General features: G+C 58.9%; 25 protein-coding genes. 14 read left to right on the forward strand and 11 right to left on the reverse strand.

All coding sequences use genetic code 11. From position 1 onward, the window contains the following. Positions 1–7 precede the first annotated feature (7 nt). On the reverse strand, positions 8–700 hold the full coding sequence (locus tag C8265_RS10730) for a GntR family transcriptional regulator (RefSeq protein WP_108484013.1): 693 nt from the start codon (positions 698–700) through the stop codon (positions 8–10). Positions 701–790: 90 nt separating this feature from the next. Between C8265_RS10730 and C8265_RS10735 the strand changes: the two genes are divergently transcribed. From C8265_RS10735 to C8265_RS10765, 7 genes are all read left to right on the forward strand, one after another. Next, a complete protein-coding gene (locus C8265_RS10735; RefSeq protein ID WP_108484014.1) occupies positions 791–1,945 on the forward strand; it encodes an LLM class flavin-dependent oxidoreductase in 1,155 nt (384 codons plus the stop codon). Then, the gene (locus tag C8265_RS10740; RefSeq protein WP_108484174.1) at positions 1,945–2,838 is read left to right on the forward strand and encodes an aldo/keto reductase; all 894 of its coding nucleotides are present in this window, start codon (positions 1,945–1,947) and stop codon (positions 2,836–2,838) included. The genes C8265_RS10735 and C8265_RS10740 overlap by 1 nt, the downstream gene beginning before the upstream one ends. Positions 2,839–2,841: 3 nt before the next feature. Beyond that, on the forward strand, positions 2,842–3,336 hold the full coding sequence (locus tag C8265_RS10745) for a flavin reductase family protein (protein WP_108484015.1): 495 nt from the start codon (positions 2,842–2,844) through the stop codon (positions 3,334–3,336). Between the two features lie 79 nt (positions 3,337–3,415). Then, positions 3,416–4,072, forward strand: a complete 657-nt coding sequence (locus C8265_RS10750) for an ABC transporter ATP-binding protein (RefSeq protein WP_420818862.1) — start codon at positions 3,416–3,418, stop codon at positions 4,070–4,072. Then, positions 4,069–6,474: an ABC transporter permease gene (locus tag C8265_RS10755; protein ID WP_108484017.1), complete on the forward strand. Its 2,406-nt coding sequence runs from the start codon at positions 4,069–4,071 to the stop codon at positions 6,472–6,474. The genes C8265_RS10750 and C8265_RS10755 overlap by 4 nt, the downstream gene beginning before the upstream one ends. After that, a complete protein-coding gene (locus C8265_RS10760) occupies positions 6,464–7,579 on the forward strand; it encodes a lipocalin-like domain-containing protein (protein WP_420818863.1) in 1,116 nt (371 codons plus the stop codon). The genes C8265_RS10755 and C8265_RS10760 overlap by 11 nt, the downstream gene beginning before the upstream one ends. Next, the gene (locus C8265_RS10765; RefSeq protein WP_108484018.1) at positions 7,572–8,126 is read left to right on the forward strand and encodes a pyridoxamine 5'-phosphate oxidase family protein; all 555 of its coding nucleotides are present in this window, start codon (positions 7,572–7,574) and stop codon (positions 8,124–8,126) included. The genes C8265_RS10760 and C8265_RS10765 overlap by 8 nt, the downstream gene beginning before the upstream one ends. On the opposite strand, the gene preA is transcribed toward C8265_RS10765, so the two are convergent. Both preA and C8265_RS10775 read right to left on the reverse strand, forming a co-directional pair. Beyond that, positions 8,127–9,431 (reverse strand): NAD-dependent dihydropyrimidine dehydrogenase subunit PreA, encoded by a 1,305-nt coding sequence (gene preA, locus C8265_RS10770; protein WP_108484019.1) that lies wholly within the window; start codon positions 9,429–9,431, stop codon positions 8,127–8,129. Then, the gene (locus tag C8265_RS10775; protein ID WP_108484176.1) at positions 9,432–10,763 is read right to left on the reverse strand and encodes an NAD(P)-dependent oxidoreductase; all 1,332 of its coding nucleotides are present in this window, start codon (positions 10,761–10,763) and stop codon (positions 9,432–9,434) included. A 229-nt stretch (positions 10,764–10,992) separates the two neighbouring features. On the opposite strand from C8265_RS10775, the gene accB reads away from it, so the two are divergent. From accB to aat, 3 genes are read left to right on the forward strand one after another with little or no spacing between them, the layout of a single operon-like run. After that, positions 10,993–11,478 carry an acetyl-CoA carboxylase biotin carboxyl carrier protein gene (gene accB / locus C8265_RS10780; RefSeq protein WP_108484020.1) on the forward strand — a complete coding sequence of 162 codons (486 nt, stop codon included), beginning with the start codon at positions 10,993–10,995 and terminating at the stop codon, positions 11,476–11,478. An 8-nt stretch (positions 11,479–11,486) separates the two neighbouring features. Continuing rightward, the gene (gene accC / locus C8265_RS10785) at positions 11,487–12,833 is read left to right on the forward strand and encodes an acetyl-CoA carboxylase biotin carboxylase subunit (protein WP_108484021.1); all 1,347 of its coding nucleotides are present in this window, start codon (positions 11,487–11,489) and stop codon (positions 12,831–12,833) included. Beyond that, positions 12,834–13,487 carry a leucyl/phenylalanyl-tRNA--protein transferase gene (gene aat / locus C8265_RS10790; RefSeq protein ID WP_108484022.1) on the forward strand — a complete coding sequence of 218 codons (654 nt, stop codon included), beginning with the start codon at positions 12,834–12,836 and terminating at the stop codon, positions 13,485–13,487. Here aat and C8265_RS10795 read toward each other — a convergent pair. The 5 genes from C8265_RS10795 to C8265_RS10815 all read right to left on the reverse strand — a co-directional run bounded on the left by C8265_RS10795 (position 13,454) and on the right by C8265_RS10815 (position 16,933). Continuing rightward, the gene (locus C8265_RS10795; RefSeq protein WP_108484023.1) at positions 13,454–13,843 is read right to left on the reverse strand and encodes a DUF2155 domain-containing protein; all 390 of its coding nucleotides are present in this window, start codon (positions 13,841–13,843) and stop codon (positions 13,454–13,456) included. The genes aat and C8265_RS10795 overlap by 34 nt on opposite strands. Further along, the gene (gene mlaD / locus C8265_RS10800) at positions 13,843–14,289 is read right to left on the reverse strand and encodes an outer membrane lipid asymmetry maintenance protein MlaD (RefSeq protein ID WP_108484024.1); all 447 of its coding nucleotides are present in this window, start codon (positions 14,287–14,289) and stop codon (positions 13,843–13,845) included. Before mlaD ends, C8265_RS10795 begins: the two co-directional genes overlap by 1 nt. Positions 14,290–14,295: 6 nt before the next feature. Then, on the reverse strand, positions 14,296–14,679 hold the full coding sequence (locus C8265_RS10805) for an NADH:ubiquinone oxidoreductase subunit NDUFA12 (protein ID WP_108484025.1): 384 nt from the start codon (positions 14,677–14,679) through the stop codon (positions 14,296–14,298). A gap of 227 nt (positions 14,680–14,906) precedes the next feature. Then, positions 14,907–16,172 carry an ATP-dependent Clp protease ATP-binding subunit ClpX gene (clpX, locus tag C8265_RS10810; protein ID WP_108484026.1) on the reverse strand — a complete coding sequence of 422 codons (1,266 nt, stop codon included), beginning with the start codon at positions 16,170–16,172 and terminating at the stop codon, positions 14,907–14,909. Positions 16,173–16,303: 131 nt separating this feature from the next. Then, positions 16,304–16,933, reverse strand: coding sequence for an ATP-dependent Clp protease proteolytic subunit (locus C8265_RS10815; RefSeq protein ID WP_108484027.1), 630 nt, complete (start codon positions 16,931–16,933; stop codon positions 16,304–16,306). A gap of 141 nt (positions 16,934–17,074) precedes the next feature. Between C8265_RS10815 and C8265_RS10820 the strand changes: the two genes are divergently transcribed. Beyond that, complete coding sequence (locus C8265_RS10820; RefSeq protein WP_108484028.1) at positions 17,075–18,241, forward strand: FAD-binding domain-containing protein; 1,167 nt, start codon at positions 17,075–17,077, stop codon at positions 18,239–18,241. Here the strand turns inward: C8265_RS10820 and glpK are convergent. Next, a complete protein-coding gene (gene glpK, locus C8265_RS10825) occupies positions 18,231–19,715 on the reverse strand; it encodes a glycerol kinase GlpK (RefSeq protein WP_108484029.1) in 1,485 nt (494 codons plus the stop codon). The genes C8265_RS10820 and glpK overlap by 11 nt on opposite strands. A 24-nt stretch (positions 19,716–19,739) precedes the next feature. Further along, entirely contained in the window at positions 19,740–21,356 is a 1,617-nt protein-coding gene (glpD, locus tag C8265_RS10830; protein WP_108484177.1) for a glycerol-3-phosphate dehydrogenase, read from the reverse strand. Between the two features lie 258 nt (positions 21,357–21,614). Here glpD and C8265_RS10835 point away from each other — a divergent pair, with 258 nt between their 5' ends. Both C8265_RS10835 and C8265_RS10840 read left to right on the forward strand, forming a co-directional pair. Further along, positions 21,615–22,664 carry a glycosyltransferase family 2 protein gene (locus C8265_RS10835; protein WP_108484030.1) on the forward strand — a complete coding sequence of 350 codons (1,050 nt, stop codon included), beginning with the start codon at positions 21,615–21,617 and terminating at the stop codon, positions 22,662–22,664. A gap of 1 nt (position 22,665) precedes the next feature. Next, a complete protein-coding gene (locus tag C8265_RS10840; protein ID WP_108484031.1) occupies positions 22,666–23,637 on the forward strand; it encodes a glycosyltransferase family 2 protein in 972 nt (323 codons plus the stop codon). A 5-nt stretch (positions 23,638–23,642) separates the two neighbouring features. Here C8265_RS10840 and C8265_RS10845 read toward each other — a convergent pair whose 3' ends face one another. Continuing rightward, complete coding sequence (locus C8265_RS10845) at positions 23,643–24,395, reverse strand: WecB/TagA/CpsF family glycosyltransferase (RefSeq protein WP_420818864.1); 753 nt, start codon at positions 24,393–24,395, stop codon at positions 23,643–23,645. 190 nt (positions 24,396–24,585) lie between these two features. On the opposite strand from C8265_RS10845, the gene C8265_RS10850 reads away from it, so the two are divergent. Beyond that, the gene (locus tag C8265_RS10850) at positions 24,586–26,034 is read left to right on the forward strand and encodes a hypothetical protein (protein ID WP_108484033.1); all 1,449 of its coding nucleotides are present in this window, start codon (positions 24,586–24,588) and stop codon (positions 26,032–26,034) included. Positions 26,035–26,068 lie beyond the last annotated feature (34 nt).

The raw sequence follows: 26,068 nt of genomic DNA on the forward strand, positions 1-26,068 counted from the left end.
GGGGTTCCTATTTCATGTGTGAGACATAAACCGCGACGGTCGGGTCGAACCAATTGCGCGAATATTCGGCGCGATTGCCATTCTGATCCCACGCCACCCGTTCGATAAATCCGCAAGGCGCGCCGGGCGTCATCAGCCCACCCCAATCTGGCATCGCACCCACGCCAACGTGATCTTCGGCGCGGGTGATCCGCAGGCCAAGCCGGGTCTGATAATAGTGATACAATGCGCCATCCAGATCACCCAATGCGATCTCGGTGGCCCACTGCGCATCAATCCAGATTTCTTCGGCAACCGCCGGCACATCACCCAAAGCGCGCTGGCGCCGCATCCGGAATCCTTGGGCCGAGGGGCCGAAATCGGGCGCGGCGGCGGGTTTGTCCATCAAATCCACGCTGATCCCTTTGGGCGATGGCTGTCCACCGCCGCCGATCAGTTCAAGGCGAAAAAACCCATAAACGCCCCCCGCTTTGCGGGTGCTGCGCACATAGTTGCCCGACCCCTGCCGCCGTTCCAGATGGCCTTTTTGGGTCAGATCCGCCAATGCCTTGCGCAAGGTTCCCACCGAAACGCCATAGGCGGCAGCCATGTCGCGTTCGGGCTGCAAACGTTGGCCTTCCACCAACCGCCCCATGGCGATTTCGCGCAACACCAGATCACTGAGTTGCAGATACAAAGGCAGGGCGTTCGGATCGGTCATATTGTCGGAGCCACGAAAATTGATACACTATTGATGCACGCCCTACCGGGTGCTAGGCAATAGGAAATGCATATCGCAAGGAAAGATACGATGACAGTGGTTCCCGTAACATCCGCCGATCTCAATGGCGCCGAAATATCCTGGTTTTCGGCGCTGTGTTCTGACGATTACGCATATCTGGGCGTGCCTGACGGTGCGCTGCGCTCAAGTTGGGAGCATTGCAGCGCGATATTGCAGGAGGCCGAGCATCAGGGATTTCGCAATATCCTGTGCCCATCGTCCTATCAGGTGGGTCAGGATACCCTTTCGTTCGTGGCGGGCTGTGCCCCGATTACCAGTTCAATCAATATGCTGGCCGCGATCCGCTGTGGTGAAATGCAGCCGATCATGTTGGCGCGCACGGTGGCGACGCTGGATCATATGCTCAAGGGTCGGCTGACCCTGAATGTGATCAGTTCGGATTTTCCCGGCGAGGTTGCCGATAGCGCGTATCGCTATCAACGCTCGCGCGAAGTGGTCGAGATTTTGAAACAGGCCTGGACCCAGGATGAGATCAACTTTGACGGCGAAGTGTATCAATTCAAAGGTATATCCACCGATCCCGCGCGCCCCTATCAAACCGGCGGTCCGCTTTTGTATTTCGGTGGATATTCCCCTGCGGCACTGGATTTGTGCGGGGAGCATTGCGATGTGTATCTGATGTGGCCCGAGCCGGAAGAAAACATCATCCAACGCATGAAGGATGCCAATCAAGCAGCTGAAAAATATAACAGAACTCTGGATTACGGTTTGCGCGTGCATGTGATTGTGCGCGACACAGAAACCGAGGCGCGCGAATACGCCGATCATCTGGTCAGCCAACTGGATGATGAATATGGCAAACTGATCCGCGACCGCGCCCATGACAGTATCTCACTGGGTGTGGCGCATCAGGCCAAGGCGCGGGAATTGGCCGATACATTCGGTTATGTCGAACCCAACCTTTGGACAGGCGTGGGGCGGGCCCGGTCGGGCTGTGGCGCGGCCTTGGTCGGATCGACCGATCAGGTGCTTAGCAAGATTGAGCAATATCAAAAACTTGGCATCCGCGCCTTTATCTTTTCGGGTTATCCCCATATCGATGAATGCAAATCTTTTGGCCAACGTGTATTACCGCACTTGAAAACCGTATCGCTGCCCCATGTTTATGGTCGCGTACCCGCCGAAACACCAAAAACGCCGCTTGGCATAGGAGACCGCCGTTGATCGACCGTATTTCACTATCCTCCGATTTGTCGTTCAGCCGGATCATTTACGGCATGTGGCGCCTGAGCGATGACCAGAACACCAGCGTTGATCACGTGCGCGCCAAAATTTCGGCCTGTCTGGATCAGGGCATTACCACGATGGATCAGGCCGATATCTATGGCGGGTATCAGGCCGAGGAAATCATGGGTGCGGCCCTTACCCCTGCCTTGCGCAACCGTATCGAGATTGTCACCAAATGCGATATCGTCGCGCCCGTCGGGCGGTACGGTGATCGCCGGGTGAAACATTACGACACATCGCGCGCCCATATCACCGCTTCGGTCGATCATTCCCTGCGGCTGATGGGGATTGATCATATCGATATGCTGCTGATTCACCGGCCCGATCCGTTTATGGACGCCGATGAAACCGGCGCGACGCTGGACGATCTGGTCAGGTCCGGCAAAGTGCGCGCCGTCGGGGTGAGCAATTTCAAACTCCACGATTGGACCCTGCTGCAATCGGCAATGAAGACGCCGCTTTTGACCAACCAGATCGAAATGTCCCTGGGCCATATCGCGCCGTTCACCAACGGTGATCTGGCATTCCTGCAGGAACGCAAGATTGCGCCAATGGCATGGTCGCCCCTTGGTGGCGGAAGCTTGATGACCGGCAAGGGCGGGCATGGCAAACTGCGCACCGCCCTGGCCGCATTGGCCAAGGAACAGGGGGTTGATATGGCGGCGGTTGCGATTGCCTGGCTTTTGGCGCATCCGGCGCGGATCATGCCGGTCATGGGTACGAACAACCTGTCTCGGATCAATGCGTTGCATGACGCACTTAAAGTAACGATTGATCGCCAGACTTGGTTTGAATTATACACCTATGCCTTGGGCGACGAGGTACCATAGACCATGCCTGCACCTGTCACATTCATTCCCGGCCCGGATACGGCGCGGGAGTTTCGCGATGCTTTGGGGCAGTTTGCCACCGGGGTCACTGTGGTGACATGTGCCACCGACAACGGCCCATTGGGAATTACGGCAAACAGCTTTGCCAGTGTGTCGATTGACCCGCCGCTGGTGTTGTGGTCGCCCGCACGCAGCGCCAACAGGTTTCCCATATTTGAGGCGGCACAGCATTTCGCCATTCATATCATTGGCGCCGAACAAAGCGAAATGTGCCAGGCCTTTGTAAAAGACGGCGCCGCGTTTCCCGGCCTGAACTGGGCACCGGGCGCCACCGGCGCACCGCTGATCGATGGCTGTCTGGCGCGGTTTGAATGCGAACGTCACGCCGTTCACGATGGCGGCGATCATGCGATCATCGTGGGGCGGGTTTTATCGGCCACCCTGGGGCAAGGCACGCCTTTGGTGTTCAGTGGCGGGCGTTTCGGGGCATTTACCTAGGGTAGTCCAACTGGCCACCCCTGTTCCCCCGCGCCAACCATGCTAAGTGCAGGGAACAATGATCGGCAAGGGGGTTGGTGTGTTAACGCTGACAAACATCACAAAATCCTGGGGTCAGGGCGATGCGCGCCAACAGGTGTTGCGCGGCATCGATTTCAAACTGGCAGCGGGCCAATCCTGTGCCCTGACCGGCGAAAGCGGGTCAGGCAAAAGCACGCTGTTGCATCTGGCGGCGGGGCTGGATGATGCCGAATCCGGCACGATCATTCTGGACGGGCAAGATGTGACCGCACTGAACGATGCCGGGCGCGCCGCCCTGCGCCGCACGACGGTGGGCGTGATTTTCCAGCAATTCAATCTGATACCGTCTTTGAATGTGGCGGCCAATATCGCGTTTCAGGCCCGCCTTGCCAATCGCGCCGATCCGGCCTGGGCCGATGCGCTGGCCCGGCGTTTGGGCCTGTCGGAGCATTTGAGGAAATATCCCGAACAGTTGTCAGGCGGCCAACAACAGCGCGTCGCGATTGGCCGCACCCTTGCCGCCCGACCGAAACTCATTCTCGCCGATGAACCCACCGGCAATCTTGACGAAGACACCGGCACGCGGGTTTTGGATCTGATGTTGGAACTGGTGCGCGAAACCGGCACCACCCTGTTGATGGTCACCCACTCTGGGCGTTTGGCCGATCTGTTGGATCGGCGCGCACATCTGGAACGCGGGCGCATCACCCCATGAGGCGCGCGGCCCTTTTGGCGCTGCTGTCGCATTGGTGGCGGCGACCCTTTCAATTGGTGGCGCTGCTGTTGGGACTGGCCACCGCCACGGCCCTGTGGTCGGGCGTGCAGGCGATCAATGCCGAAGCGCGCAACAGTTACGATCGCGCCGCCACCGCGCTTGGCCCGACACCGCGCGCCAGCATCATCGCCCCCGACGGCGCACCAATGCCCGAGTCGCATTTTGTGGCGCTGCGCCGCGCCGGATGGCTGGTGACCCCGGTTGTCGAAGGCACGATCAGCACCGGCGCCGGGCCTTTGCGAATTTTGGGCATTGATCCCTTTACCCTGCCCTTGGATGATTTGCCCGACCAAACCGGCGAGACCGCGTTTGATACGGCGTTCATCGGCGCCGACGGCCCGTTGATCGTTTCCCCCGAAACCGCCGCACGACTGGCCAATGCCGATTTGCCGCGCAGGATCGTGCAAGACGGCGTCGCCCCCGGCGTCGCCTATGCCGACATGGCGGTGGCTCAGTCTTTATTGGGGTTAGAGGGGCGGATATCGCGCCTGATCGTGCTTGACGCCCAGCCCCTGAACCGCCCGCCTTTAAAAGAAATCGTTCCGACGTTAACCCTTGATCAACCTCAATCGCGCAATGATATGGCGGGGTTGACCGACAGTTTTCATCTTAACCTGACGGCGTTCGGGTTACTGTCTTTTGCCGTCGGGCTGTTTATCGTGCGCGGAACGATCGGTCTGGCGTTTGAACAGCGTCGTCCGGTGTTTCGCACCCTGCGGGCATTGGGCCTGCCGGCGCGCACATTGTTGTGGTTGTTGCTGGTTGAATTGCTGGCATTGGCATTGGTCTCCGGCGCGGCCGGCATCGCCTTGGGGTATCTTATCGCATCGGCCTTGATTCCCGATGTGGCGGCCACGCTGCGCGGGCTTTACGGGGCCTCGGTGGAAGGCACATTATCGATTCAGCCGATCTGGTGGGTTTCGGGATTGGCCATCGCGGTTTTGGGCACTGGATTGGCGGCCATTTCTTCGTTGTGGCAGGTTGCGCGTCTGCCGCTTTTGGCGCCGGCGCAACCCCGTGCCTGGGCGCGTGCATCCGAGGCGGCGCTGATCTGGCAAGGCGCGGCGGCGATTTCCCTGGCGGTCATGGCTTATCTGACGCTGACATTCGCCAGCGGACTGATCGCCGGTTTTGTCATGTTGGGTGCGCTTTTGATCGCGGCGGCACTTGCCCTGCCGGTGATATTGTATGGCGCAATGTGGCTGGGCGGGCGTTTGGCCAAGGGCCCGTTGGCACAATGGTTCTGGGCCGATACGCGGCAACAATTGCCGGGTTTGTCGCTTGCCCTGATGGCGCTTTTGCTGGCCTTGGCGGCCAATATCGGGGTTGGCACGATGGTGTCGAGTTTCCGGCTGACTTTTACCGGGTGGCTGGATCAACGATTGGCGTCTGAATTGTATGTCACCGCCGAAACCGATGCACAGGCCGAAGCGATGATCGCATTTCTTGAACCGCGCGCAGATGCAATTCTGCCGCTCTGGCATGTTGAGGGCGATTTGAATGGCCTGCCCGGAGAGATTTACGGCGTTGCCGATCACCCCACCTATCGCGACAACTGGCCGCTGCTCGATGCGCTGCCCGATGTCTGGGATCGGATCGCGGCAGGGGAAGGTGTGTTGATCAACGAACAACTGGCCCGGCGCAGCGATATCTGGTCGGGCGACACGGTATCCCTGCCCGGCTGGCAGGCGCAGATTCTGGGGGTGTATAGTGATTATGGCAACCCTCTAGGCCAGGCATTGATCGGGATCGGCGCGTTGACTGACCGGTTTCCGGCTGTTGAGCGGCTAAGTTACGGGTTGCGCGTGAACCCGGCGCAGGTGGATGCCGTCAGCGCCGCCTTGGTCGATGAATTTGGCTTGGACACCGACAATCTGATTAACCAAAGCGAGATCAAGGCGTTTTCCCTGTCGGTGTTTGAACGCACATTTACCGTTTCACGCGCCTTGAATGTGCTGACCCTTTCGGTGGCCGGATTTGCGATATTGACCAGCCTGCTGACATTGGCCGCCATGCGCCTGCCGCAACTGGCGCCGGTGTGGGCATCGGGGGTCAGCCGGGCGGGATTGGCGCGGTTGGAGCTGGCGCGTGCACTGGTTCTGGCCGGGCTGACATTGATTTGCGCCCTGCCTGTCGGGCTTTTGCTGGCTTGGGTGCTGCTGGGGGTGATCAACGTCGAGGCGTTTGGATGGCGATTGCCGCTGTTCATCTTTCCCATGGATTGGGCGATCCTTGCGGTTCTGGCCCTGATCGCGGCAGCGGCGGCGGCGCTGTTTCCGGCGGTGCGCATTGCGCGGATGCCGCCGGCGCGTTTGTTGCAGGTGTTTGCCCATGAACGCTAAACGATTGCGCCTTTTGCGGCATGCGGGAGCCTCCGGCGGGGATATTTTTAAAACAGAAATGGTGGCGGTGTGCGCGATCATGTTCTGGCTGTGTTTGGCGCTGCCGGGGTTGGCGCAGGGCTTTGCCGGGCTTGGCGCGGCCGAAGATGGATATGCCGAGGTCCGGCCCGGTGCGTTTGATTTTCCGGCCGATCACGGGGCACATCCGGATTTTCGTATTGAATGGTGGTATATCACCGCCAATCTTGAAACGGCAGATGGCGCCCCCTTGGGCGTGCAGTGGACCCTGTTTCGATCCGCCCGAACGGCCGGTACGGGCACGCAGACGGGGTGGAACAGCCGTCAGGCGTGGATGGGCCATGCCGCCGTGACCACATCGGATCAGCATTTTGTGACCGAGCGCATTGCCCGGGGCGGCACCGGACAGGCCGGCGTGTCGCTGGACGATGGTTTTGCCGCCTGGATTGATGAGTGGGGCATGGTTGGCCCAACGTTTGATGATGTCAGGCTGAGCGCGCAAGGCCATGATTTTTCTTATGATTTAGAGCTTTCGGCGCAAGGCCCGATTGTGGCCCAAGGCGATGGGGGATATTCTGTTAAATCCGCCTCGGGGCAGGCCAGCCGGTATTATTCGCAACCGTTTTATGGGGTTGAGGGGATGGTGACGCTGCCCTCGGGGTCTGTTGCGGTGACGGGTCAGGCATGGCTGGATCGGGAATGGTCGACGCAACTTCTGGATGCGGATCAAAGCGGATGGGATTGGGTATCGCTCAGCTTTGATACGGGCGAAAAGCTGATGGGGTTCTTGCTGCGTGATCAGGGGGATGGGTTTACTTCGGCCACCTGGATTGCGGCGGATGGCACGCCGACGCCATACGGCGATGGCGCGCTGCGGCTGACACCGCTGGAATGGCACCGGGTCGCCGGGCGCGACGTGCCGGTGGTGTGGCGGGTGAACCTGCCCGATCGGGGGCTGGATGTGACCATCGCGGCGCTGAATCGCGATGCATGGATGGAAACATCGGTGCCCTATTGGGAGGGGCCGGTGACGATTGCGGGCAGCCACGCGGGACGGGGATATTTGGAGATGACGGGATATGAGTGAGGCGCTGACGTCCCTTTCGGGAACATTAAACCATGTTTGGGAGGAATTGGCACGGGTCAAACACGACCGCGATGCGCCCTGTCGTCTGGCCACGCTGGCGACCAATGGACCATGGCCCGAGGCGCGGATGGTGGTGTTGCGCGATGCCGATGAGCGCCGGCGATGTGTGGACATTTACAGCGATACCCGGGCCGCAAAGGTGGCGCAATTGCGCGCCGATCCACGCGCAACGCTGTTATTCTGGTTGCCAGAGGCCGGGTTTCAGATCCGATTGCGCGGCCGGTTCAGTGTTTTGACCGTCGACGAGGCGGAGCCGCAGTGGCAGCGCCTGGGCGATGGGGGGCGGCGGGCCTATGGCGGCCAGCCCGCGCCAGCCACGCCGATTGAAAGCCCCGAACAGCACAGGACAACATCAAGCCGCGATAACTTTGCGGTGTTGCGCGGCGCGGTTAAAGAGATTGAAACGCTGCATCTGGGCGCGGTCCATCGGCGCGCGCGGTTCACCCTGGGCGAGGATGGATTTCGCCCAGAGTGGATTGCGCCGTGATTATTCTGCCGCCACAGCACCGGGATTGTTGGGGTGGGTTGTCCAGTTGGCATACTCATCCTCGACCACCTTGCCGGTGCGCGGATCGGTGGCGCCTGTATCCATCCGCTCCATCGTGATGCAGTTTTCCACGGGGCAGACATTGACGCACAGGTTGCAGGCCACGCATTCTTCGTCGATCACGGTGAATGTGCGGTCGGGCGACATGGCGATGGCCTGATGGCTGGTGTCTTCGCAGGCAGCAAAGCAGCGGCCGCATTTGATGCACAAATCCTGATCGATCACCGCCTTGGACACGGCATTCAGGTTCAGATATTGCCAATCGGTCACGTTTGGCACGGCGCGGCGGCTGACCTGATCGACTGAGGTATAGCCCTTTTCATCCATCCACTGCGACAGGCCCGATTTCATTTCTTCAACGATTTTAAAGCCATAGGTCATGGCCGCTGTGCAGACCTGAACATTGCCCGCGCCAAGCGCCAAAAACTCTGCCGCATCGCGCCAGGTGGTGACGCCGCCAATGCCCGAAATCGGGATGGCGTTGCATTCGGGGTCGCGCGCGATGTCGGCCACCATATGCAACGCGATGGGTTTCACCGCCGGGCCGCAATAGCCGCCATGGGTGCCCTTGCCGTCAATGCTGGGCTCGGGGGCCATCGTATCCAGATCGACCGAGGTGATGGAATTGATCGTGTTGATCAATGACACCGCATCGGCCCCGCCACGCACCGCCGCGCGCGCCGAGCTGCGCACATCGGTGATGTTGGGGGTCAGTTTCACAATCACCGGCATCCGGGTGTTTTGTTTGCACCAGCGCGCAACCATTTCCACATATTCCGGCACCTGGCCCACGGCGCTGCCCATGCCACGCTCGCTCATCCCGTGGGGGCAGCCAAAGTTCAGCTCGATTCCATCGGCACCGGTTTCCTCGACATGGGGCAGGATCGCCTTCCATGCCGCCTCTTCGCAGGGCACCATGATGGATACGACCATGGCCCGGTCGGGCCAGTCGCGCTTGACCTGCTTGATCTCGCGCAGATTCACCTCAAGCGGGCGATCGGTGATCAGTTCGATGTTGTTCAACCCCAACAACCGGCGATCCGCGCCCCAGATCGCGCCATAGCGCGGGCCGTTGACGTTGACCACGGGTGGGCCTTGTTCGCCAAGGGTTTTCCACACCACCCCGCCCCAGCCCGCCTTGAACGCGCGCACGACGTTATATTCCTTGTCCGTCGGCGGCGCACTGGCCAGCCAGAAGGGATTGGGCGATTTGATGCCAACGAAATTGCTTGAAAGATCGGCCATTTACGCGCCCTTCCCTGTAAGAGTGTTGTGCATATCCATCGCCGCATCGCGCCCCTGGGCCACGGCGGTCACGGTCAGATCGTCGCCCGCGGCCACACAATCGCCACCGGCCCAGACGCCCGGTTGCGAAGTGCGCATGGTGTGCGAAACCGTCAGGCGCGCGCCGTCCATTTCCAATGTGTCGGGCCGGGTGTTCATCACCTGACCGATGGCGCGCAACACCTGATCGGCGGGCAGACGGAAGGTTTCGCCCATCGGTTTGCCGCTGCTGTCGGTATAGGCGAATTCGATCTCGCGCACCGCGCCATTGCCAATGATCGCAGCGGGGGCCGCGTTATAGAGGATGCGCACGCCTTTGGAGGCCGCCAGATCCTGTTCGTATTGCGAGGCCGACATCGCCTCTTTGCCGCGCCGATAGACCATGGTGACGTTTTCAGCGCCCAGCAGTTTTGATTGCACAGCGGCATCCACCGCCGTCATCCCGCCGCCAATCACCACCACGTTGCGCCCCACGGGCAGCGCCGACAGATCATCAGCCTGGCGCAGATCGGCAATGAAATCAACGGCATCACGCACCCCGTCCTTGTCACCGCCATCAATCTGCAAGGCGCGCACACCACCCAGACCAAAGCCGAGGAACACGGCGTCAAAATCACTACTCAGCTCGCCCAAGGTCAATTCACCGCCCAGGGTGCGGCCATATTCAATCGTGATCCCGCCGATTTGCAGCAGCCATTCAACCTCGGCCTGGGCGAAATCATTGGTTGATTTATAGCTGGCGATGCCAAATTCATTCAGACCGCCGGGTTTTTGGCGCGCCTCATAGATTGTCACGCCGTGGCCCAGCATCGCCAGACGATGTGCACAAGACAGGCCCGCAGGCCCCGCGCCCACCACCGCCACCCGTTTGCCGGTATCGGGTGCGCGGGTATAAGGGTGGGGCTGATCCAGCATTGTATCGGTGGCATAGCGTTGCAATTGGCCAATCAAAACCGGCTTGCCTTCGGCCGCTTCGCGCACACAGGCCTGTTCGCACAATTGTTCGGTCGGGCAGACCCGGGCACACATGCCGCCCAGAATATTTTGATCAAAAATCGTGCGCGCCGCCGCTTCGGGGGTGCCGGTGGCGATTTGGCGAATGAACAGCGGAATATCAATTTCCGTCGGACAGGCGGTGATACAGGGCGCATCATGGCAGAAATAACATCGGTCTGCGGCCACTGCCGCTTCGTGATGATCCAGGGGGGCGTGCAGATCCTGGAAATTCTCACCATAGGTTTCGGGGGTCAGTCGGCCCCCGACAATACCGGGTGTCATTTGACTGTTGCGCATGGCTGCCCTTTCAGGTTGCTGTTCAAAACAGACTGCCACAGGATGAAATTTTATCAACTGGTAAAATTTCACACCGGGCAGTTAATTTCACTTTGACCCGGCGCAAGGCGCGGATCCTTGCCAGACGCCCGGTTTTACGTCTTTCAACCCAGGCTGTGCTGCCATATACCGATGAAAATCCGACCGCTGGGTCGCACGGGCCAAAGAGTCACATGAGAATGAGGATGGCATGACAGAAAATAGGCATAACTCCGACGTTGCGTTCATCGAGGCGCTGGCCAAACTCCTGCGGGAGAATGACCTGACCGAACTGAGCGTCAAACGTGAGTATGGCGAAGACGACAGTTTGAATGTGCGCGTGTCACGTTCGATGATAGCAGCGCCGCCGCCTGTTCCCGCCCCTCTGGCCACGCCATTGGCCGCGCCCGCCCCGACAACCGCACCGGCCCAGGCCGCAGGCGGCGCTGATCCCGCCGATCACCCTGGCGCTGTCACCTCGCCCATGGTCGGCACCGTTTACATGGCGCCAGAACCGGGTGCCGGAAATTTCGTAAAAGTCGGCGACACGGTGCAAGAGGGCGACACCCTGTTGATCGTCGAAGCAATGAAAACGATGAATCAGATTCCCAGCCCGAAATCCGGCACGATCAAACGCATTCTGATCGAAGATGCCTCGCCCGTCGAATTTGGCGCACCCCTGATGATCATCGAATAGGACTGGTTATGTTCGACAAGATTTTGATCGCCAATCGCGGCGAAATCGCTTTGCGTGTCATTCGGGCGTGCCGCGAAATGGGCATTGCATCGGTGGCGGTACATTCCACGGCCGATAGTGATGCGATGCATGTGCGGATGGCCGACGAAAGCATTTGCATCGGCCCCCCGCCGGGCACCCAAAGTTATCTCAGCGTGCCGGCGATCATTTCGGCCTGTGAAATCACCGGGGCTCAGGCAATTCATCCGGGCTATGGTTTTCTGTCGGAAAACGCGAATTTTGTGCAGATTGTTGAAGATCACCAGCTGACATTCATCGGCCCCTCGGCGGAACATATCCGCATCATGGGCGACAAGATTTCGGCCAAGGAAACCATGCGCAAACTGGGTGTGCCCTGTGTGCCCGGCAGCGAAGGTGGCGTGCCCGATCTGGAAACCGCCAAGGTGGTGGCAAAGGATATCGGCTATCCCGTCATCATCAAAGCCACCGCCGGTGGGGGTGGCCGTGGCATGAAACTGGCCAAAACCGAATCCGATCTGGAAAACGCATTTCGCACTGCGCGCAGCGAATCCAAAGCGGCGTTCGGCAATGACGAAGTCTATATCGAAAAATATCTGACCACACCGCGCCACATCGAAATTCAGGTGTTTGGCGATGGCAAAGGGCGCGCCGTGCATCTGGGCGAACGCGATTGTTCGCTGCAACGCCGCCACCAAAAAGTGTTGGAAGAGGCCCCCGGCCCCGCCATCAGCGCCGAACAGCGCGCGCGTATTGGCAAGGTTTGCGCCGATGCCGTGGCCAAGATCGGATATTCCGGTGCGGGTACAATCGAGTTTCTTTACGAAAACGATGAATTCTATTTCATCGAAATGAACACCCGTCTTCAGGTTGAACATCCGGTGACCGAGGCTGTGTTTGGCGTTGATCTGGTGCGCGAACAAATCCGTGTGGCTGCCGGTTTGCCGATGGATCTGAACCAGGATACGCTGCGCATGAATGGCCATGCGATCGAGGTGCGGATCAACGCAGAAAAACTGCCGAATTTCGCGCCGTCCCCCGGCACAATCAGCCAGTATCACGCGCCCGGCGGGTTGGGGGTGCGCATGGATTCGGCGCTGTATGACGGATATCGTATTCCGCCCTATTACGATTCGCTGATCGGAAAGCTGATCGTTCATGGCCGTGATCGCCCCGAGGCCCTGGCGCGATTGTCGCGTGCCTTGGGTGAGCTGATCATTGATGGCGTCGATACCACCGTGCCATTGTTTCACGCGCTGTTGCGCGAAGAAGCCGTGCAAACCGGGCGTTACAATATCCATTGGCTGGAGCATTGGTTGGAAACCAATCTGGGCTGAATGCAGCACGGCGCGCCGCACCCTTTGACGCCCGAACTGATTGTTCGGGCCTATGCTGCGGGCATCTTTCCGATGGCCGACAGCCGCGACTCCGATGAGATCCATTGGATCGATCCGCAACAGCGGGGCGTTTTCCCGTTAGACGGGTTTCATATTTCGCGCCGTCTGCGCCGCCGCATTCGCCGCGCGCCGTTTGAAATTTCGTTCGATCAGGATTTTGCAGGCGTTGTTACCGGCTGTGCCGCACGCGATGAAACATGGATCAACGCCACGATCTTTGATCTTTATACCCAACTTTTCCGCGCCGGTTTTGCCCATTCGATTGAGGTGTGGAAGGATGACACCCTTGTTGGCGGGGTGTACGGGCTGGCCATTGGTGCGGCGTTCTTTGGCGAAAGCATGTTTTCCACACAAACCGATGCGTCAAAAATCGCGCTTGCCTATCTGATTGATCGGCTGCGCCAAGGCGGGTTCAAATTGTTTGACACACAATTCATCACCGCGCATCTGGCCAGTCTGGGTGCGGTTGAAATCAGCCGCCTGCGATATCACCGCCGTTTGACCAAAGCCTTGGAAACACGGGCAGATTTTCACCGTGCGGGCCCGGTCCCGACCCCGGATCAGATGTTGCAGCGAATGACCCAAACATCGTAACGCGGATGCTCCAACGCGTTTAATGCCGGGCTTGAGGCGATCATCCATCCCTGAAAATGCGGCACATCCACACCTGCATCGCGAATCACCAACCATACATAGGCTTCGCCAGTCGGGTTGTTGCGCGGATACCGGCAATCGCCCAAGGTGATCTGTAAATTTCCCAAGGCAACGGTTTGTCCAACCGAAATATCAATCTCGGCCACGATCCCAGATATTTTATCAAGGCCGCGCAAAAACGCCCCCGGCGCGCTGGATACACGGGCGGTTTGTGTTTCGCTTTCGGTTTCACCGATTTGCGCAAACACCGGCGATGCCAGCCCAAGGGCGGCACAGAAAATCATCCGCGCGATCATCAATCTGATCCGCCTGAGACATATTTAAGCAATAGATTCAAAAGGCTGACTGCACTTTGTGTATCCTCGATCTCGGAACCCTGTTCCAGATTAAATGGCGATCCGCCCGGGAGTATTTCGATGAAATTGCCGCCCAACAACCCTTCGGAGGCCACGATCACGGCGGTGTCTTCGGGCAGTTCCAGATCCTTGCGAATCGCAAACACCGCATCGGCGCGAAAGGTTTCGGCATTCAGGTTCAACGCCGTCACCGTGCCAACCCGCACGCCGCCCAACCGCACATCACTTCCGACAGACACGCCTTCGACTGAACGAAAACTGGCCGTCAGCGGATAGGTATCACCGCCCTGCCCCAACCCTGCCACTTGCGCCGCATAAAGGCCAAAGCCCAACGCCGCGGCCAGAACAACGCCGCCGGTCACAACTTCGGTCATGTGATCCGCCATTGCGGTTTACTCCGGGCTCCAGGCCTCGTAATCGCTGCGCTTTTTCGGATCGGTCCGGCGCAATGAACCGGCCGGCGCATAAGCTTCGGGCGTGCCGGTCATATTGGGCAGATGTGGCTTTTCCCACGCGCGGTGCACCAAAGGCGCGGTCGTCGGCGGTTCGGCCCAGGTGTGGTGCAACCAGCCATGCCATTCGGGCGATACGCGCGATGCTTCGGGTTCGCCATTATACATCACCCAGCGGCGACTTTTGTCAGCGGTTTGAAAAAACACGTTACCCTGGGCATCTTCGCCCACCTTCACGCCTTTGCGGTTTGACCACAACTGGGTGTTCAGAGTCGGACCATTCCACCAGGTGAAAGCCCGCATAATTTTGGAAAAAACGCTCATTATGGTCTCCGAAATCGTTGTGCCCAGATATGGACCATGCGCGCGCCAAGGTCTAGGGGCAGTTGCCATTTCGCGGCAGTTCCATCGCGGGCCAAGCCGTGAACGTGCGTGTTTTGAGCAAGGAAACGCCGGAAAAAACGAAGGTGGTGCATGAAACATGCACCACCCCTAAATCACGACCGGATTTTCACCCCAACGCGCCCGCCAATGAAATGCGGCGCGATGCGTTAACTTGCCGAGGCAGATTCGGCCTTTTTCTTGGTATCCGAATGGATCATCAGCGGCGAAGCGTCGGAATTAACCGCCTCTTCGTTCACCACAACCTCTTCCACACTGTCCATACCGGGCAGATCGAACATGGTATCAAGCAGGATATCCTCCATGATCGAGCGCAGCCCCCGCGCCCCGGTTTTACGCTGTACCGCCCGTTTGGCAATGGATTGCAACGCGTCATCCGTGAACGTCAGTTGCGCATCTTCCAGTTCGAACAGGCGCTGATACTGTTTGACCAAGGCGTTCTTTGGCTGCGTCAGAATCGTGACCAACGCGTCTTCGTCCAGATCGGTGAGCGTGGCGATCACCGGCAAACGGCCAACAAATTCGGGAATCAGGCCGAATTTCAACAGATCTTCAGGCTCAAGCTCGGTAAAGACTTCGCCAACACCGCGGCTTTCATTGTCTTTCACATCGGCGCCAAAGCCCATCGCGCTGCCTTTGCCGCGGGCCGAAATGATCTTTTCAAGACCGGCAAACGCCCCGCCACAGATGAACAGGATATTGGTGGTATCCACCTGAAGGAACTCTTGCTGGGGATGTTTGCGCCCACCCTGGGGCGGCACCGAGGCAACCGTGCCTTCCATGATTTTCAACAACGCCTGCTGCACACCCTCGCCCGACACATCGCGTGTTATGCTGGGATTGTCGGATTTGCGGGTGATCTTGTCGACCTCGTCAATATAAACGATGCCGCGTTGCGCGCGTTCAACGTTGTATTCCGATGCCTGCAACAGTTTCAGGATAATGTTTTCAACATCTTCGCCGACATACCCGGCCTCGGTCAATGTGGTGGCATCGGCCATGGTAAAGGGCACATCAAGAATGCGCGCCAGCGTTTGTGCCAGCAATGTCTTGCCGCACCCGGTGGGGCCGATCAGCAAAATATTGGATTTCGCCAGTTCAATATCCGATTTTCCGGCATTGTTCAGACGTTTGTAATGGTTGTGAACCGCCACCGACAGCACACGTTTGGCGTGCACCTGGCCGATCACATAATCATCCAGCACTTGGCAAATCTCTTTCGGGGTTGGCACCCCGTCGCTGGATTTCAACGAGGCTGATTTCGTTTCCTCGCGGATGATATCCATGCACAGTTCGACACATTCATCGCAGATGAACACCGTCGGCCCGGCAATAAGTTTGCGCACTTCGTGCTGACTTTTACCGCAGAATGAGCAGTAAAGGGTGTTTTTGCTATCGCCTGAATTGTTCGCCATCGCTTAACCTCTGGGCCTGTGTTCCGCCGTATTCCGCCGACTTGTGCCGGTCGGTCTGCCCTGTGCCTTAGCCTAGGACAGACAATTTTGGGCCGCAACGCCAAAGTGGCGCGCGATTGTCACAATGCCGCTTACACCGACACATCGCTTTTTTCACGATTTTCAACGATCTCGTCGATGTGACCCCATTCTTTTGCTTCTTCGGGTGACATGAATTTGTCACGCTCCAACGCTTTTTCAACCGCCTTATAGGTTTGGCCGGTGTGTTTTACGTAGATTTTATAAAGCTGTTCGCGCACTTTCTGGGTTTCAGCCGCGTGAATCATGATATCACTGGCCTGCCCCTGATATCCGCCGCTGGGCTGGTGCACCATGATCCGCGCATTGGGCAGCGCAAAGCGCATGCCTTTTGCCCCCGCCGCTGACAGAACCGATCCCATGCTGGCCGCTTGACCAACGACAAGTGTGGATACCTTGGGTTTGATATACTGCATCGTGTCGTAAATCGAAAGGCCCGCCGTCACCACGCCACCGGGGCTGTTGATGTACATGCTGATGTCTTTGGTGGGGTTTTCCGCCTCAAGATGCAGCAATTGCGCCACGACCAGTTGGCTCATCCCGTCGTGCACCGGGCCGTTGACGAAAATGATCCGTTCTTTCAACAGGCGCGAAAAGATATCATAGGCGCGCTCGCCCCGGCTGGTTTGTTCTACAACCATGGGAACCAGGTTGTTGGTAAAATAGTTCACTGGATCTTGCATATGTGCCTGCCTGTTGCCTGTGGTTTTCGGGAATACCGTAAAACCGTTTCCCAAGTCTTAGTATCGCGGTCGGGGGGCTGCAAGGGCCGGGCCGATATTCGCCGCCCTTGAACAACACTGGCCACGACTTAAAACCTAGTCATGAAAAATCAATTCCCGCCAACCCGCACCGCCGCCCTGGCCCGCCTGGCCGCGTTCATCCCCCATGCCGGGTGGGATTACGCGCGCAGCCGCAATTTTGACCGCGCCGATGCCACGGCGCGGCTGTCGCCCTATATCCGGCATCGCGTGATCACCGAACACGAAGTTGTCAGCGCCGTTTTGGCGCAACACGATGCGCGCAGCGCCGAGAAATTCATTCAGGAGGTATTCTGGCGCAGCTATTGGAAAGGCTGGTTGGAACTGCGCCCGTCAATCTGGCAGGACTATCGCCGCGACCTTTGCGCAGCGCACAATCGGGTGCAAACCGAATCTGGCCTGCGCGCCGATTTTCAATCGGCCTGTAAGGGGCAGACCGGGATCGAATGTTTCGATCATTGGGCGCAGGAATTGGCCGATACCGGATATCTGCACAATCACGCGCGGATGTGGTTTGCCTCGATCTGGATATTCACCCTGCGCCTGCCCTGGGTATTGGGGGCCGATCTGTTTTTACGCTCGCTTTTGGATGGCGACGCGGCCAGTAATATACTTTCCTGGCGCTGGGTGGCCGGGGTGCAGACGCGGGGCAAAAATTATCTGGCAACGGCGGAAAACATCGCAAAATTTACCGAAGGGCGGTTTAACCCCATCGGCCAACTGGTTGAAAGTGCTGAACCCTTGCAAGGCCCGGATCGTCCCGCGCCCACCCCATTGCGGCCTCTGGCGCCCCTGCAACCGGGCGCCAACACTGGCCTGTTGATCCATGACGATGATGTGACCGGCGCACCGTTGGACACCGCGCAACACATCGCAACCCTGAACGCGACAAGCGCACGCTCGCCCCTGCAAACCGCCGCTCATGTTGATGCATTCGCCACCGCGGTCTTGGCCGATGCCACCATGGGGGTGCCGGTTACACCGCTGAGCAGCGCGCAACAGATCGCGGATTGGGCCGCCACCCACGATCTGACCCAGATCGCCCTGCCCTATGCGCCCACCGGCCCGGTGCGCGATACGCTTGATGAACTGGTCAACATTGCGCCCCACCTCACGTTGGCCCAAATCCGCCGGGAATGGGACAGCGCCTGCTGGCCCCATGCCACCCACGGATTTTTCCGGTTCAAAAAACAGATACCGGCGCTGATTGATCGGTTGATCACACCATAAGCGTGGCCTGTACCGCATTTTTCCAACGGCTGTATTTCGCCGCGCGCACATCTTCTGCCATTTCGGGTTCAAACCGCCGCTCTAACGCCCATTCGGCGGCAAACCCGGCCTGATCGGGGTAAACCCCGGCGCGCATTCCCGCCAGCCACGCCGCACCCAACGCGGTGGTTTCCAAAACCGAAGGGCGATCAACCGGCGCGCCGATGATGTCTGACAGGAATTGCATGGCCCAATCACTTGCGCTCATCCCGCCATCAACGCGCAGGATGGCCGCACCGGGCGCCGACCAATCGGCCTGCATCGCCTCTAGCAGATCGCGGGTTTGATAGCCCACGGATTCCAACGCCGCCTGGGCAAATTCCGCAGGCCCCGAATTGCGCGTCAGCCCGTAAATCGCACCGCGACAATCGGCGTTCCAATAGGGCGCGCCAAGGCCCACAAAGGCCGGCACAAGTATCACATCCTGCGATGGATCGGCCCCTGCCGCCAGCGGATGGGTTTCTTTTGCCTCGCGGATGATCTTCAACCCATCGCGCAACCATTGCACCACGGCACCCGCGATAAATATCGACCCTTCAAGGGCATAGGTGGGTTTGCCATCAAACTGATAGGCCACAGTGGTCAGCAACCGGTTTTGCGATGTCACCGCATCCGACCCGGTGTTCAACAGCGCAAAACACCCGGTGCCATAGGTTGATTTCAACATTCCCGGTTCAAAACACGCCTGTCCCACGGTCGCCGCCTGCTGATCGCCCGCCACCCCCATGATCGGAATTTCACGGCCAAACAGATCGGACCGGGTGACGCCGAAATCGGCAGCGCAATCTTTAACCTCGGGCAGCATCTCCATCGGGATGTCCAGCATTTCGCAAATCGTCGATGACCACCGCCCCTTGTGAATGTCATACAGCATGGTGCGACAGGCATTGGTGGCATCGGTCATATGCGACGCGCCGCCGGTCAGCTTCCAGATCAGAAATGTATCAACCGTCCCAAACAGCAATTTTCCCGCGCGCGCCTTTTCGCGCGCCCCATCGACGTTATCCAACACCCATTTCAGTTTGGTTCCTGAAAAATATGGGTCAAGCAACAGGCCAGTGCGTTTTGTGACCATATCCTCGTGGCCGTCGGCCTTCAGCTTCTGGCACATTTCCGATGTGCGCCGATCCTGCCACACGATGGCCCTGTGCACCGGTTGGCCGGTGTCCTTATCCCACACCACCACGGTTTCGCGCTGATTGGTGATGCCGATGGCGGCAATGTCAGACACCGCGATGCCGGTTTTTTCAATCACGGCGCGGCAGGTGGCCGCCGCCGTTGCCCACAGATCCGATACTTCATGTTCAACCCATCCACTTTTGGGATAATGCTGTTCAAACTCTTCCTGCGCTGTGCCGGCGACGTTCATCTTCGCATCGAATAGAATCGCCCGTGTCGATGTGGTGCCTTGGTCAATCGCCATCACATAGGTCATTGAAACTCCTCCCTTTTGGGCCGTTCAGGCCGCTTTTTTCTGTCTACGCTGCGCCTGCATCCATTGATCCAGGGTGGCGATTTCATCTTTGGTCATCCGCAGGCCCAGCTTGCTGCGCCGCCATACCACATCTTCGGCGGTTCGGGCGTATTCCCGCGCCATCAACCACTCCACTTCGCGCGCTGTCAATGTTGCGCCGAACGCCTGGCCCAAATCATCGGCGCTTGTGGCTCCGGTCAGCATGTCCGCCGCTTCGGTGCCATAGGCGCGCACCAATCGCCCGGCCCAGTAATCATCAAGAAACCCATAGGATGATTTCAGCCTGTTGATCAGATCCTGCACCCCGCGCACCGGAAAATCCCCCCCCGGCAGGGCCACGCCCGCTGTCCAATCCCCTGTCGCGCGGGGAAAAAACGGGCGCAATTTGGCAAAGCTTTGTTCCGCCAGTTTGCGATATGTCGTGATCTTTCCGCCAAACACGTTCAACAACGGCGGTTCACTCCCGACGCCGCCATCGGTGGCGGGCCCGGCATCCAACGACAAAACATAATCGCGCGTGGCCGCTGTGGCCGATTTTGCGCCATCGTCATACAGCGGCCGCACGCCCGCATAAGACCAGACCACATCGGCGCGGCTGATCGGTTTTTTGAAATAATTCGATACAAAAGCGCACAGATAATCGGCCTCTTCATCGGTGCAGCGGGCGGGTTTGTTGGGATCATCGCCATGATCCTTGTCAGTGGTGCCGATCAGCGTGAAATCGGTTTCATAGGGAATCGCAAACACGATCCGCCCGTCTTCGCCCTGAAAGAAATATGCCTTGTCATGGTCAAACAAACGTTTGGTCACAATATGACTGCCACGCACCAGGCGCACCCCTTCGGATGAGTTGATGCGCACGGCATTGCGGATCACGTTCTCCACCCACGGCCCCCCAGCATTGACCAGACCGCGCGCCTGCACCACGGTTTGTCGGGTGGTTTCGCAGTCTTCCAGAGTGATCTGCCACAGCCCTTCATCGCGCTGCGCCGATACCACCTTGGTGCGCACCATGATTTTCGCGCCGCGCGCCTGTGCGTCGCGGGCGTTCAAAACCACGAGCCGCGCATCTTCGACCCAGCAATCGGAATACTCATAGGCCTTTCTGAACCGGTCTTCCAACACCGCGCCCTCAACGCCGCGGGTCAGATCAACAGTCTTGGTGCCGGGCAAATATTCGCGCCCCCCCAGATTGTCGTATAAGAACAGGCCAAGCCGGATCAACCAGGCCGGGCGCCGCCCCTTCATCCAGGGCATGAAGATATTAAGGAGTTTCGATGTCGGTGTCTCACCCTCAAACCGCATATCGGGGGAATAGGGCAAAACGAACCGCATCGGCCAACTGATATGAGGCATGGCTTTCAGCAGTGTCTCACGCTCAATCAGGGCTTTTCTCACCAGCCCGACCTCAAAAAACTCAAGATACCGCAGCCCGCCGTGAAACAATTTCGTGCTGGATGATGATGTGGCGCTGGCCAGATCATTCATTTCTGCCAGACCCACGGTCAACCCACGCCCTTGCAAATCACGCGCGATACCGGTGCCGTTGATCCCGCCGCCGATGACGAAAACGTCATACGGCGCGTTGCCTTGATCGTTCATTTCTTGCCTTCCTGCACCGGCGCACCGATACCCGGAGGGCGCGCGCCGTTGCGTTATCCACAGCCCACCCTGCGCAGGCCAAAATGTTGCGCATAATGGTAAGGCGCGCGAAAGGATGTGCAACCCCGCGGCCCGTGTGTTTGAACGGATCAGCGCCACAAAACCAATGGCCGGGCGCAAACCGTCAAATTAAAACCACATTGCCCCGGCAGGGTGCGACACCGTAAAACCAGACAAACCGACAAGGATCATTCAGGCATGTCCGATCACGGCCTTATTGCGCGTCTGTTGCGTAAGGGCAAAAAACTGGGCCAACTGGCCCGGCTCAAGACATCGCTGAAACGGGTGCATGGCCCTGCCGCGTTTGATTTGGCGGCGGATGATGTTGTGGTTGTGACGTTGATCAAGAACTTCAGCTATTACATGGATGGATATTTCGAACATTATCGCAATCTGGGCGCGCGCCATTTCGTATTTATCGACAATGGGTCCACCGATGACACGGTTGAACGGCTGAAATCGCACCCCGACTGCGTGGTGTTACATTCAACCCTGCCCATGGGCATTTACGAGGGCGAATTTCGCCGCCATGCCGCGCAGACCTATGCGCGCAATCATTGGGTGCTGTTTGCCGATTCTGACGAGATGTTCGATTTTCAAGGCCGCGATATTCTGGGCCTTTCGGGATTGGCACAGTATATGACGGCACATTCCTATACCGCGATGATGGCGCAAATGCTGGATCTGTTTCCCAGAGGCAGCATCCAATCCTATGCCCATACGCCCTATGAAACCGTGCTTGCCGATTTTCGATACTACGATCTGAGCCACATTCGGCGCTATGATTACACCGACTACGATAGCATTTCGTTCTCGTATTACATGCGCACCAATACGCCCGCCACTGACCAGCTTGAATTCATGTTTGGCGGCGTGCGGCACAAGGTGTTTGGCGAACTCTGTTGTCTGACGAAACACCCCTTGGTGTTTATCGACGATACGGTGTGGCCCTGCCCGCACCCGCACACGGCGGCCCATGTGCGGGTTGCCGATGTGACCGGCGTGGTGAAACATTACAAATTCACCAACGATCCGTTTCAGCGCGATATGCAAACCCTGCGCGACGGCGTTCTGCCCCACGGAGAGGACAAACTGCGATTGGAAACCGTGCGCGATCACCCCGATCTGTCGCTGTATTCCGACGATGCCCAACCCTATACCTCGGCCGAGGCACTGTATGGTGACGGTTTTCTTGTCTCTTCCCCAACGTTTACGCAATTCGTGGCCAAGCGCCGCGCACAGGTGTAAAATGGCACCCCAACCCCCGGTTCAATTCACCGATGTGGCCGCCGTTGTGATTGGCCGCAACGAAGGCGCGCGGCTGATTGCCAGCCTTGATGCCCTGCAAGGTCGGGTGGCGCGGATTGTCTATGTCGATTCCGGCTCGACCGATGGCAGCCGCGCTGCCGCCCGTGATCGCGGTGCCGAGGTTGTCAGCCTGGACATGGCGCAACCGTTTACCGCCGCGCGCGCGCGCAACGCCGGTCTGGCGGTGCTGGACACGGCACAAACGCCGCTGGTGCAACTGCTGGATGGCGATTGCGAATTGCGCGATGGGTGGTTGCCCACCGCAACCGCGTTTCTGGCGGGCCAACCCGATACTGCAGTGGTCTGTGGGCGGCGGCGTGAACGTGCGCCCGATGCCTCGCCTTATAACGCGCTGATCGATGCCGAATGGGATACACTCATTGGCCCCGCCAAATCCTGTGGCGGCGATGCGTTGATGCGGCTGGATGCGGTACGCCAGGTGGGCGGGTTTGATCCCACGCTGATTGCGGGCGAAGAGCCGGATCTGTGCCTGCGCCTGCGCCAGACGGGATGGAAAATTCATCGGCTTGATGCGGAAATGACATGGCATGACGCCGCCATCACCCGGTTTTCCCAATGGTGGAACCGAACCCGGCGCGCCGGTTATGCCTTTGCCCAAGGGGCCGCGCGCCACGGCGCCACGCCCGAACGCCACTGGGTCACCGAAACCCGCCGCGCGCTGATCTGGGGCGCGGGATTGCCGGTTGCCGCGCTGATCGGCGCGCTGATCACGCCTTGGGCGCTTTTCCTGCTGTTGGCCTATCCGGCGCAACTCGCCCGCCTGACCCCCCGCATGGGGCTGGTTCGGGCAGCATTCACCGTGCTGGGAAAACTGCCCGAAGCTTTGGGCGCACTCGGGTTTTACCGTGACCGGCTGACCGGGCACCGCCGCAGAATCGTTGAATACAAATGACCGCCCTAGGCCATTCTTTTGCGCAGTGCCGCCACCATCTGCCCCGGCAGAATGGCAAAGGACGCGGCATAGCGCGGCACCATCCGCGCCGGATTTTGCAGGGTGCGCCACAACCATTCCATCGCGATGGCCCGCACCCATTTTGGCGCACGCACCTGATGGCCCGACAAAAAATCCAGGCCCGCGCCAATACTGGCAAACCCCACGGTGGGTGCGTCGCGCCGACCGCGCGCGGCGAACATCTCTTGCTTGGGGGCGCCCAGGGCCAGAAAACACAGGCGCGCGCCGCTGGCGTTCAGATCGGACAGAATGCGCGCAGCCTCGGCGCCACTTGGTTCAAACACCCCCGACGGCGCGTGCCGCATGGCAATCGTCAATCCCGGAACCTGCGCCTGCAAAACGGCACCGGCCCGGTCCAGCACCTCTTGCGTGCTGCCAACCAGGGCGATTGGCACGTTTTCCCGCGCGGCCAGTTCACACAGCGGCACCACCAGTTCCGATCCGGGCATCAATTCAACCGGTCGCGCGGCCAGACGCGACAACCACACGATCGGGTTGCCATCGGCCACCACCAGATCCTGACGGCAATACGCATCGATAAATTCCGGCATCCGCCGCATTTTGGCAATGTGATCCAGATTGATCGTGGCCAGGGCAAACCCCACGCCATCGCGAAACCGCGCGCGCACGGTGTCAAACAACACCGCCCGTGTCGCCATGTTTATCGTCACCCGACGAGAGCCGAACGCAAAATCCACCAGACATCCCCAGTTTTCGGCGCATCCCGCAACACCGACATCGGGTCTGACAGAGATGCACCAGCAGCGTTGGCACCTTGCAACACCAAAGGCAGGGCGCAAAGTGCCGTGGGCGCGACATCGCGCGCCAAACCTGTTAGTGTTGCCAGATCACAACCCTTTTTCACGAAATACCAAGGCCCCCGCCCCGATGCCTAACCCGATCGCATACCTGATGCTGGCCATTTGGCCGATCGTCTGTCTTGTGATGTTTCGCAAGATGCCTCTGGAACGCGCCCTGATCTGGAGCATTCTGGGCGGCTATCTGATTCTGCCGCCCCTGGCCGAATTCAATCTGCCGCTGGTGCCGTCGATGGACAAAACATCGATCCCCGCTTTGTCGGCGGCGCTGATCATTTTCTTTGTTCTGGGCAAACGGTTTAAGGTGTTGCCCGAATATCTGCCTGCAAAGGCGCTGACATTGCTGTTCGTTTTAATGGCCATCCCCACGGTTTTGACCAATCCCGATCCGATCATTTTCGAGGTGTTGGAGAACAGCGATCCGATCCGTTATGTGACCGGCATTTTGCCCGGCCTGTCCTTGCGCGATACCCTGTCGGTGCTGATCTCTCAGGTGCTGACATTGTTGCCGTTCCTGTTGGGGCGGCAGTTTCTGGGCACGGCATTGGGCATGCGCGAAATTCTGATCGCGCTGATGGTGGGCGCGCTGATCTATTCGATCCCGTCACTGATCGAAATCCGGTTTTCGCCACAGATGAACGTCTGGGTGTATGGATTTTTCCAGCACAGCTTTGAGCAAATGATGCGCGGCGGCGGCTTTCGCCCGATTGTTTTCTTGCCCCATGGATTATGGTTGGCCTTCTTTGTTGTCACCGCGCTGTTGGCGGCGGCAGCGTTATATAAAGATGCGCCTGTCGATCAGCGGTTTCGCATGATGATGGTGGTCGGGTATCTGGCTGTGCTTTTGGTGCTGTGCAAATCGCTTGCCTCTTTGGCCTATGGCGTGGCTTTGACACCGCTGATCCTGTTTACCAGCCCGAAAACCCAGGTGCGCGTGGCAATCATCTTTGCGTTGATTGCCGTTATCTACCCCGTGCTGCGCAATGGTCAGCTGATTCCGCTGGATGCGATTATTGCCAAGGCGACGGCGTTCAATCCCGACCGGGCCCAATCTCTGGAATATCGTTTCGATAACGAACAGTGGCTGCTGTGGCGCGCGTCTGACAAACCTTGGTTTGGCTGGGGCGGATGGGGGCGCAATCTGATCCGGGATGGTGAAACCGGGCAGATCCTGTCGATTCCCGATGGGCGCTGGATCATCGTGTTCGGCACATGGGGGCGAACGGGTTATATCGCCGAATTTGGCCTGTTGGCTTTGCCAATCTTTTTGACCGGGTGGCAGATGCGCGGCCAGCGGATCAACGAATTGTCACCCTATGTGGTGCCTTTGGTGCTAATCCTGTCGATCACTTTGGTTGATATGCTGCTTAACGCCACACTTATTCCGCTCACCTGGCTGACCTGTGGCGCGATACTGGGGCATTTGGAACAGGTGCGCGCGGCAAAACCCAAACCGGTGTTGTTTCCCGATGGCCCGGTGATGACCCGCGCCGCCCCCGGCCCGCGCAGCATTTTGTGACGTTACGGCGCGTGGCAGCCTAGCGCGCTTGTTA

Origin of the sequence: Oceaniglobus ichthyenteri, from assembly GCF_003057885.1 — a bacterium.
Classification (GTDB): Bacteria; Pseudomonadota; Alphaproteobacteria; order Rhodobacterales; family Rhodobacteraceae; genus Oceaniglobus; species Oceaniglobus ichthyenteri.